This window comes from Burkholderia sp. Ac-20392 (assembly GCF_017104585.1).
Classification (GTDB): domain Bacteria; phylum Pseudomonadota; class Gammaproteobacteria; order Burkholderiales; family Burkholderiaceae; genus Burkholderia; species Burkholderia lata.
The window spans coordinates 1-8,765 of the sequence record NZ_JAAGPB010000363.1 but is presented as its reverse complement, the minus strand read 5'-3'; the positions used below and the strand labels follow the sequence as shown (position 1 = coordinate 8,765).

Sequence of the window (8,765 nt, the reverse complement as noted above, 5' to 3'; positions counted from 1 at the left end):
CACCGCAGACGGGCTACGAAGTGTCGATCGCGGGCACGGCCACGGTGATGGGCGGCACGAGCGCGGTCGCACCGCTGTGGGCCGCGCTGATCGCGCGGATCAATGCGGCGGCGGGTGGTGCGACCGCCGGCTGGGTCAACCCGGTGCTCTACAAGAATCCGGGCGCGCTGCGCGACATCACGCAGGGCTCGAACGGCACGTATGCGGCCGCGCAGGGCTGGGATGCGTGCACGGGCCTCGGCAGCCCGAACGGCGCGCAGCTCGCCGCGATCCTGACGCGCAAGCCGTCGAGCTGACGGCGGCGGTACACGGCTTTCCGTATGGCGCGGGCTTCCTGTCCGCGCCTTTTTCTCACCTCCAGGAGCAGCACGATGGGCATCGATTCCGCATCCTCCGGCGGCGTGTATCCGCTGCATCACGGCGACCACAATTCGCATGGCGTGCCGCCGACCGTCAACCCGGTCGCGCTCAGCCACGGCCGCGACCAGCCGTTCTTCGATCCGGTCGCGTACGGCAACGGCCCCGACGATTCGGTGACCGACACGACCGAGGCGGCCGCGATCACGCATCACACGATCCTGATCGACGGGAAGCGCATCGCCTACACGGCGACGGCCGGCCACCTCGTGACGGTCGACCCGAGTAGTTCGCAGCCGGCCGCGAAGCTTTTCTACGTCGCGTTCACGGCTGATGGCGCGAAGGAAGAAACGCGGCCCGTGACGTTCTTCTATAACGGCGGGCCGGGCTCGTCGTCGGTGTTCGTGCTGCTGGGTTCGTTCGCGCCGAAGCGCATCAAGACGTCGATGCCGGGCTTCACGCCGCCCGCGCCGTACCAGATGGAAGACAACCCGGACAGCATGATCGACCACAGCGACCTGGTGTTCATCAACCCGGTCGGCACCGGCTATTCGGCAGCGGTCGCGCCGAACAAGAATCGCAACTTCTGGGGCGTCGACCAGGATGCGGATTCGCTGAAGCAGTTCATCAAGCGCTACCTGACGAAGAACAACCGCTGGAATTCGCCGAAGTACCTGTTCGGCGAATCGTACGGCACGGCACGCAGCTGCGTGCTCGCGTACAAGCTGCACGAGGATGGTGTCGACCTGAACGGCGTCACGCTGCAATCGTCGATCCTCGACTACCGGCAGGCCGGCAACCCGGTCGGCGCGCTGCCGACCGCGGCGGCCGATGCGTGGTATCACAAGAAACTCGGCGTCACGCCGGCGCCGACCGATCTCGGCGCGTTCGTCGAGGAAGTCGCGCAGTTCGCGCGCACCGACTACCTGAATGCGTTGCGCACGGTCCCGCATGCGGACCCGGCCGCCGTGCAGAAGCTGTCGCAATACACGGGCATCGATACGGCGACGCTGCAATCGTGGAGTCTCAACATCGCCGGCTACGACACGCGCGGCAATTCGCTGTTCCTGACGACGCTGCTGCATGCGCAGGGGCTCGCGCTCGGTTCGTACGACGGTCGCGTGACCGGGATCTCGTCGGGCATCGCCGGCAAGATCGACCCGAACTCGGGCGGCAACGATCCGACGATGACGGCCGTGACGGGCGTCTATACGGCGATGTGGAACAGCTACCTGAACGAGCAGCTGAAGTTCACGTCGAATTCCGCGTTCACCGACCTGAACGACCAGGCGTTCCAGAACTGGGATTTCAGCCACATCGACCCGACCGGCGCGCAGCAGGGCATCGATGCGCAGGGGAACGTGATCCTCTACACGGCCGGCGATCTCGCCGCGGTGATGGCGTTGAACGTCGACCTGAAGGTGCTGTCGGCGAACGGCTTCTACGATTTCGTCACGCCGTTCTACCAGACCGTGATCGACCTGCAGCAGATGCCGCTCGAGGATCAGAAGGTGCGACAGAACCTGTCCGCGCGTTTCTATCCGTCGGGGCACATGGTGTATCTCGACGGCGGTTCGCGCACCGCGCTCAAGCGCGATCTCGCGACGATGTACGACGCGACGGTCAGCGATACCGGCGCGCGGATGCGGATTCGTGCGCTGCAGGCGACGAAGACGGGCGGGCACGCGTAGCGTTGCCCGTCGGCAGGACGCCGTGCGCAGCCGTTGCGGTGCGCGCGGCGTTTTTTTCAGTCTGGGCGACCGGCTTACGCGGTCGGCCAGTCGAACATCGTGTACGGCAGCGCGCGCTTGTGGCGCGACGCGTCGTAGAAGCGCAGCACCGTCTCGTACACGTGGTCGCTCACCGGCTTGCCTTCGAGGAAATCGTCGATCTCGTCGTAGCTCACGCCGTACGCGTGCTCGTCGGGGCGCAGCGGGCGCAGTTCCTCGAGGTCGGCCGTCGGCACTTTCATCACGATCAGCTCCTCGCCGCCGAGCGCACGGGCCACCGCGCGCACGCGCCGCTTGTTCAGCCCCGCGAGCGGCAGGATGTCCGCGCCGCCGTCACCGAACTTCGTGAAGAAACCCATCAGCGACTCGGCCGCATGATCGGTGCCGATCACGATGCCGCGCCGCGCGCCGGCCACCGCGTACTGCGCGATCATGCGCTCGCGCGCCTTGATGTTGCCGTGCACGAAATCCTGCTGCGCCGGCGTCTCGAACGCATGGCCGGACGCGGCCAGTGCGCCGAGCATCGCGTCGGCGGCCGGCTTCACGTTGACGGTCAGCTCCTCGTCCGCGCGGACGAACGCGAGCGCGCGCTGCGCATCGGCTTCGTCGTTCTGCACGCCGTTCGGCAAACGCATTGCGACGAAGCGGGCATCGTAGCCGTCGGCGCGCAGCTTTTCGACCGACAGTTGCGCGAGCCGGCCGGCCGTCGACGAATCGACGCCGCCGCTGATGCCGAGCACGTAGGTCCGCAGGCCGGTCGAACGAAGGTATTGCGCGAGGAATTCGACGCGGCGGGCAATCTCGGCCTCGGCGTCGAATTGCGACGCAACGTTCAGTTCGGCAATGATCGCGCGTTGGCGGCTGGCGTAATCGGCGGATGTCATGAAGGGAGTTCCGGAACGAAATCAAGGCGCCCATCATAAGCGCAATCGCCGCGCGGTGCCGCGCCGGGCGTGCGATCCGGCGATTTCGCGTTGCTTCGGCGAGACGGGCTGCCTCGCCGTGGTGCATGGTGCGCCGGGCGGGTGCAACGATGCCGCTTGACGGGCGTTCGCGCGGTCGGTATGCGATGCGCGTGGCGGCCGGCGTGCCTGCAGTTGCACGACCGCGCACACGGGCGGGCGCGTCAGCGCCGCGCGAGCACGACGCCCACCAGCGCGAGCGCGAAGCCGGCGAGCTGGATCGCCGCGAGCGTTTCGCCGAACAGCCAGTAGCCCTGCAGCGCGGCGAGCGGCGGCGCGAGGAACAGCAGCGACGTCGCGCGCGCGGCGTTGCCGCGCCGCAGCATCCACATCAGCATCGTGACCGCGCCGCCGGACAGGAACACGACGCCCCACACGAGCGACACCCACAGCGCCGGCGCGCCGATCCAGCGCGTCTCGTGCAGCAGCGCGACGAAGAGGGCCGCGACGATCGCCGCACCGAAGTTCTGGATGGCAACCGCCGTGCGCAGGTCGCTCTGCGCGAGCTTGCCTTTCTGGTACAGCGAGCCGGCGGTGATCGACCCGACCGCGAGTACCGACACGCCGACGACGAGCCATGCGGGCGCGGCGCCCGGCGGCGGCGCGACGCCGCCCATGACCTTCGGCGCCAGCACGAGCGCGACGCCAGCGAGCCCGAGCGCCATCCCGAACCAGCCGCGCGCGGGCAGGCGCTCGTTGAACAGCGGGACGGCGAGCACGGCGGTGGCGAGCGGCTGCAGTGCGCCGAGCAGCGCCATGACGCCGGCGTTCAGCCCTTGCGCGACGGCCCAGTAGCTCGCGCCGAGATAGACGCCCTGTAGCAGCGCGCCTGCGATCAGGTGGCGCGGCCATTCGCGGCGGGCCGGCCACGGCGCGCGCGAGACGAGCGCCACCGCGCCGAACAGCGCGGCCGTGCCGGCGAAACGGGCGAGCAGGAACAGGTTGGGATCGGCGTAGGGCTTGATTGCCCGCGCAACGATGAAGCCGGTGGACCAGAGTGCGACGAAAGCGGCGGCGACGATCGAGGTCAGCATGCGTGGCGGGCCGCGAGGCGGCCGGACAGAATCGTAAAGTCGGCCAGTATCGCGGGAAGCGATGCGGGCGTCTTGTCGAATCCTGCACTCATGCTGCGTGCCGCGCAGGCGGCCGTCGGTGCGGGCGGGGAGGTGCCGGGGGACGAGAGGCGCCGCCCCGGATGCGGAGCGGGCGAGCGTGAAGCCGCGGCGATCAGTCGATCGAGAACGTGTCGAGCGGCTGGTTGGCGCGTGCGTCGGTCGCGAAGCGCGCGGCGAGCTGTTCGTAGAGCCGGCGGGCCTCGTCGAGCGTCAGGTCGATCCAGTACGGATCGCCGGCCGCGTCGTTGAGACGTTCGGGCGGAAACTGGATTTCGATCACACTGCCTTTGCGATACATGGCGCGAGCCCCTTTGCTTGGTCTGTCGTTCGGCGAAGCGCAAAGTGTAGCAACCGGCGCCGCGCCGATTCGCGCGCGTCAGGCAATTCAGAATTTCGCTTTCGTGAAACGCGGCCTGGCGGGTTTCCCGGCGCAGTCAAATGCCGGTCAAACGGCCGTAATACAATGGACAGCTTACCCATTACCAGTCGCCTTGGGCGCACACGCGATGCTGGCGGAACAACGTCATCAATTCATCCTGTCGGAACTCGGACGGTCGGGCGCATTGTCGGTCGCGGAACTCGTCCGCTCGCTCGACGTGTCGCGCGAGACCGTGCGGCGCGACCTGAACGCACTGGCCGCACGCGGCCTGCTCGTGATGACGCACGGCGGCGCGCTGGCCGCGGATCGCCGCGAGCCGAGCCTGTCCGAGCGCGAAGCCGCGAATGCGGAAGCGAAGCGCACGATCGGGCGGCGCGCCGCCGAGTTCGTGCCCGACGATGCCTCGGTGCTGATCGATTCGGGCAGCACGCCGCACGCGGTAGCGCTCGCGCTCGCCGACCGGCACCGGCTGTCGATCTACACGAACGACTGGCGCACCGCGTTCGTGCTCGCGCGGCGCAACGGCAACCGCGTGACGCTGCTGGGCGGTGAGCTGTCCGACGACGAGGACGCCACCTTCGGGCTCGACACGATCCAGCAGCTTGCGCAGTACCACGTCGATTTCGCGTTCGTCGGCGCCGGCGGCATCACGCCCGACGGTGAATGCACCGACTACTCGCGGCTCGCGGCCGAGGTGCGCAGCCGGATGATCGCGGCGGCCGGCACCGCGATGATCGTCGCCGACCATTCGAAATTCGGCCGCGTGACGCCGGTGCGGATCAACGGCACCGCGGCGGCCCGCTATCTCGTGACCGAACGCACGCCCGACAAGGCCGTGCGCCGTGCGTTGACCGCACGCGGGATCGAACTGCTCGTGTGCGACTGACGCGCGTCCGACATACAAGGTTCATCGAACCGTCATTCCCAGGGAAGAACCGCCGTCAAGACTGACCCATTCACCTCGACCGGCCGCAAGGCCAGGGAGCAACGAATGACCGTCAGCGTGCGCAGCTATCTTTCCCCTACCCTGGTTCTGCTGGCCTTCGACTGGCCCGATGCGGCGTCGCGGTCCGATTTCCTCGGTTTCGCGATCCAGCGCACGCCGGGCTTCTGGTCGGCCGACGGCAAGACGCGCGCGCCGAACAGCTGGCTGCCGAACCGCCTGACGTTCGACGGCCCGGCCGCGCACACGCAGGGCGATGCGCCGACTGACCAGGCGCCGATCCAGAAATTCATGTGGTGGGACGCGCGCATCGATCCGCAGGATCGCGGCGCGTCATTCCGCTATGACGTGTATCCGGTCGTCGGCACGCCGGCGAACCTGCAGGTGCTCGACGCGCAAGCCGGCGTGTGCGACGTCGTGCTGCCCGCGCATATCGAGGACGGCATCGGCACGTGGTTCAATCGCGCGGTGGTCAGCTCGCAGGCTTTCGCGAAGCAGGTCGCGGCGCTGGGCCTCGCGCCGAATGCGGCGCCAAGTGCCGCGCAGGCGCTGAAGCTGCGCACGTGGCTCGCGAACGACATGGAGCAGGTGTTCGCGGAGATGCTCGACCCGGCCTCGCGCGCGGCGTCGGCCGTCTATCACCTGACCGACACGCTGTGGGCGCTGCCCGCGTTCGAAGCGTTCGGACGCCAGCACGGCGAAGCGTCGCTCGCGATCGTCTACGACGCGCACACGACGGCGCGCAAGGGCAAGCCGCCGCTGCCGTCGCCGAACCAGCCGGCCGTCGATGCGCTGCAGGGTCTTGCGACGCTCGCGCCGCGCGACAAGACGCACATCATGCACGACAAGTTCATCGTGACCGATGCGTCGTCGAATGCGGTGCCCTCACGCGTGCTGACCGGTTCCGCGAACTTCACGACCGAGGGGCTGACGGAGCAGGCGAACGTGCTGCACGCGTTCGACTCGCCCGCGCTCGCCGCGCTGTACAACGATCGTGCGCATGCGCTGGCCGGGAATCCGTCGATCGCGGAGACGGCGAAGCTGTCGCCGGGCTGGTCGGAACCGATGACGATCGGCAGTGCGCAGGTGCGGCTCGCGTTTTCGCCGGAACCGGCCGGGCAGCGCACCGAGATCGACACGATCGTCGCCGCGATCGCGGCCGCGAAGCATTCGGTGTCGTTCTGCCTGTTCATGCCGACCGACGCGGCGCTGCGCGACGCGTGCTTCGCGGCTGGCGACCGCGGGCTGATGATGTTCGGGCTGGTGAACAAGATCAACGTCGGCAGTGCGACGAAGGCCGATGCCGAGCAGCAGGCCGGCCAGACGCTCGATGCAGCGACGCTCGCGAACCTCGAGCTGTACCACCGCAGTCGCGACAACCACGACGTGATCGATGCCGCGTATTTCTCGCCGGCCACCGTGCCGCAGGGTTTCGAGCCGGAATTGCGGTTGTTTCCGGGGGAGCCGGCACCGGCCTTTCCGCCCGTCGTGATCCATCACAAGTTCATCGTGATCGATGCGGAGGGCGCGAATCCGGTCGTCTATACGGGTTCGGCGAACATGAGCCGCAATTCCGAGCAGTACAACGACGAGAACCTGCTCGAGATCCGCGACCAGCGGATCGCGGCGATCTATCTTGCGGAATTCCTGCGGCTGTACGAGCACTACCGCGCGCGGGCATTGACGATCAATGCGAAACAGCGCGGCACGGACGGGGGCACGGGCGCGCATGCGCGGCTCGCGCTTGCGCCCGATTCGAGCTGGGCGAAGAAGTATTACGTGGCGGGAAGCCCGGAAGCGAAAGCACGGATCGCACTGGCGTCGACCGCGCCGACGGACTGACGCACGAGAGAACGACGGGCGCGGATGTCGCGCGCCCGGCGTGAGTCTGGCAGGGAAACCGGTTGCCGCCGCTTATGCAGCGACGTAGCGCAGCACGGCGTCGGCGATCGTGTCGCGGTGCCGCGCACGCAGGCGCGGTGCCGACGGATCGCGGCCGAATGCGGCGCCGAACGTGTAGCGGTTCGACACGCGGTGGAAGCAGAACGAGCTGATCAGCAGGTGCAGGTCGAACGCGTCGATGTCCTTGCGGAACGCACCGCTCGCCGCGCCACGCTCGACCAGTTCCTCTAGCGTCTTGATGATGCTGACGTTGCGGTTCTTGAACGACTTGAGCTGTTCGAGATACTTCGCGCCGTGGATGTTCTCGATCGACACGAGGCGGACGAAGTCGCGATGCTTGTCGTGATAGTCGAACGTGAATTCGACGAGGCGGCGCATGCCTTCGCGCGGCTCCATGTCGCCGACGTGCAGTTCCTGCTCGAGCGCGCGGATGTCGCCGTACACCTTCTCCAGCACGGCCTCGTACAAGCCTTCCTTGCTTTCGAAGTAGTAGTAGAGCATCCGCTTCGTCGTGTTCGTGCGCTCGGCGATGGCATCGACGCGCGCACCGGCGAGGCCCATCGCGGAGAATTCCTGCGTGGCGACGTCGAGGATGTTGCGCTTGGTTTGCTCGGGATCGTATTTGCGCCGCGCATCGGACGGAAGCGCGCGGGTGTCGGACGTGGCGGCCTTGCTTCCTGCTTTCATGTGACTTTATTGTGGCTTCGGCGGCTTGGAAAAGGCATTCTAGCATGCGGGAAATCCCCGCCCGGCCGACCTTCCGCTCTAATCGGCAGGGCGGTTTCGGCCGCCGTGGCCGCCGCTCAGCGGCGGCAGGACGCGAGCGCGTCGCGGGCCTGGTACGCCGTGTACGTGAGCTGCGCGGCAGCGAGGCCCGCCAGCCCGAACGTGCGCGTGAGCCCGAACGCGTTGAAGCCTTCCGGCACCGGCCGGCCTTCGGCCAGCGTGGCCGCGAGCACTTCGCCGGCCACCGTGGTCGGCGCCATCCCGTGGCCGCCGAACGCGATCGCGTGCCACACGCCGTCCGCGTCGCGGCCGATCTGCGGCATCTTGTGCCGCGCGTAGCTCATCAACCCGCCCCATGCGTAATCGACCTTCACGCCTTCCAGTTGCGGATACACGCGCAGCAGGTCGCGCCGCAGCAGGCGCGCGATCGCGTCGGGGCCGCGGTCGAGCACGGAGATCCGGCCGCCCCACAGGATGCGCGTGTCCTTCAGCGGACGGTAATAGTCGAATGCGAAACGCGTGTCGTAGATCGCGTACGGCGCGTCGATCGCGTCGGGCAGGCGCGCGCCGAGCGGTTCGGTCGCGATCACGTAGGTCGCGATCGGCAGCACCGCGCGCTCGATGCGCGGCGACACGCCGCGCATCGAGCGA

8 protein-coding genes and 1 pseudogene are annotated in these 8,765 nt (G+C 68.0%); 4 read left to right on the top strand and 5 right to left on the bottom strand.

Annotated elements, in window-relative coordinates:
* A pseudogene (locus G3N99_RS28785) lies at positions 1 to 296 on the top strand (peptidase S53); the annotation flags it as partial.
* 75 nt (positions 297 to 371) lie between these two features.
* Positions 372 to 2,048, top strand: a complete 1,677-nt coding sequence (locus tag G3N99_RS28780) for a peptidase S1 (RefSeq protein WP_174942303.1) — start codon at positions 372 to 374, stop codon at positions 2,046 to 2,048.
* 74 nt (positions 2,049 to 2,122) lie between these two features.
* Here the strand turns inward: G3N99_RS28780 and nadE are convergent, their stop codons facing one another.
* From nadE to G3N99_RS28765, 3 genes are all read right to left on the bottom strand, one after another.
* Positions 2,123 to 2,971 (bottom strand): ammonia-dependent NAD(+) synthetase, encoded by an 849-nt coding sequence (nadE, locus tag G3N99_RS28775; RefSeq protein ID WP_174988169.1) that lies wholly within the window; start codon positions 2,969 to 2,971, stop codon positions 2,123 to 2,125.
* Positions 2,972 to 3,213: 242 nt separating this feature from the next.
* Positions 3,214 to 4,083, bottom strand: coding sequence for a DMT family transporter (locus G3N99_RS28770; RefSeq protein ID WP_174942295.1), 870 nt, complete (start codon positions 4,081 to 4,083; stop codon positions 3,214 to 3,216).
* A 193-nt stretch (positions 4,084 to 4,276) separates the two neighbouring features.
* Complete coding sequence (locus G3N99_RS28765) at positions 4,277 to 4,462, bottom strand: hypothetical protein (RefSeq protein WP_006480515.1); 186 nt, start codon at positions 4,460 to 4,462, stop codon at positions 4,277 to 4,279.
* Positions 4,463 to 4,670: 208 nt separating this feature from the next.
* Here G3N99_RS28765 and G3N99_RS28760 point away from each other — a divergent pair, with 208 nt between their 5' ends.
* A complete protein-coding gene (locus tag G3N99_RS28760; protein WP_011353988.1) occupies positions 4,671 to 5,429 on the top strand; it encodes a DeoR/GlpR family DNA-binding transcription regulator in 759 nt (252 codons plus the stop codon).
* 105 nt (positions 5,430 to 5,534) lie between these two features.
* Positions 5,535 to 7,328: a phospholipase D-like domain-containing protein gene (locus tag G3N99_RS28755; protein WP_206124082.1), complete on the top strand. Its 1,794-nt coding sequence runs from the start codon at positions 5,535 to 5,537 to the stop codon at positions 7,326 to 7,328.
* A gap of 72 nt (positions 7,329 to 7,400) precedes the next feature.
* Here G3N99_RS28755 and G3N99_RS28750 read toward each other — a convergent pair whose 3' ends face one another.
* Positions 7,401 to 8,075 carry a TetR family transcriptional regulator gene (locus G3N99_RS28750; protein ID WP_011353990.1) on the bottom strand — a complete coding sequence of 225 codons (675 nt, stop codon included), beginning with the start codon at positions 8,073 to 8,075 and terminating at the stop codon, positions 7,401 to 7,403.
* A gap of 116 nt (positions 8,076 to 8,191) precedes the next feature.
* A partial coding sequence (locus G3N99_RS28745; RefSeq protein WP_206124081.1) for an FAD-binding oxidoreductase occupies positions 8,192 to 8,765 on the bottom strand: 574 nt, incomplete at its 5' end.

Coding starts and splice junctions, on each gene's coding strand:
- G3N99_RS28770 (WP_174942295.1), bottom strand. CDS start 4,083: ATGCTGACCTCGATCGTCGCCGCCGCTTTCGTCGCACTCTGGTCCACC.
- G3N99_RS28765 (WP_006480515.1), bottom strand. CDS start 4,462: ATGTATCGCAAAGGCAGTGTGATCGAAATCCAGTTTCCGCCCGAACGT.
- G3N99_RS28780 (WP_174942303.1), top strand. CDS start 372: ATGGGCATCGATTCCGCATCCTCCGGCGGCGTGTATCCGCTGCATCAC.
- G3N99_RS28755 (WP_206124082.1), top strand. CDS start 5,535: ATGACCGTCAGCGTGCGCAGCTATCTTTCCCCTACCCTGGTTCTGCTG.
- G3N99_RS28760 (WP_011353988.1), top strand. CDS start 4,671: ATGCTGGCGGAACAACGTCATCAATTCATCCTGTCGGAACTCGGACGG.
- nadE (WP_174988169.1), bottom strand. CDS start 2,971: ATGACATCCGCCGATTACGCCAGCCGCCAACGCGCGATCATTGCCGAA.
- G3N99_RS28750 (WP_011353990.1), bottom strand. CDS start 8,075: ATGAAAGCAGGAAGCAAGGCCGCCACGTCCGACACCCGCGCGCTTCCG.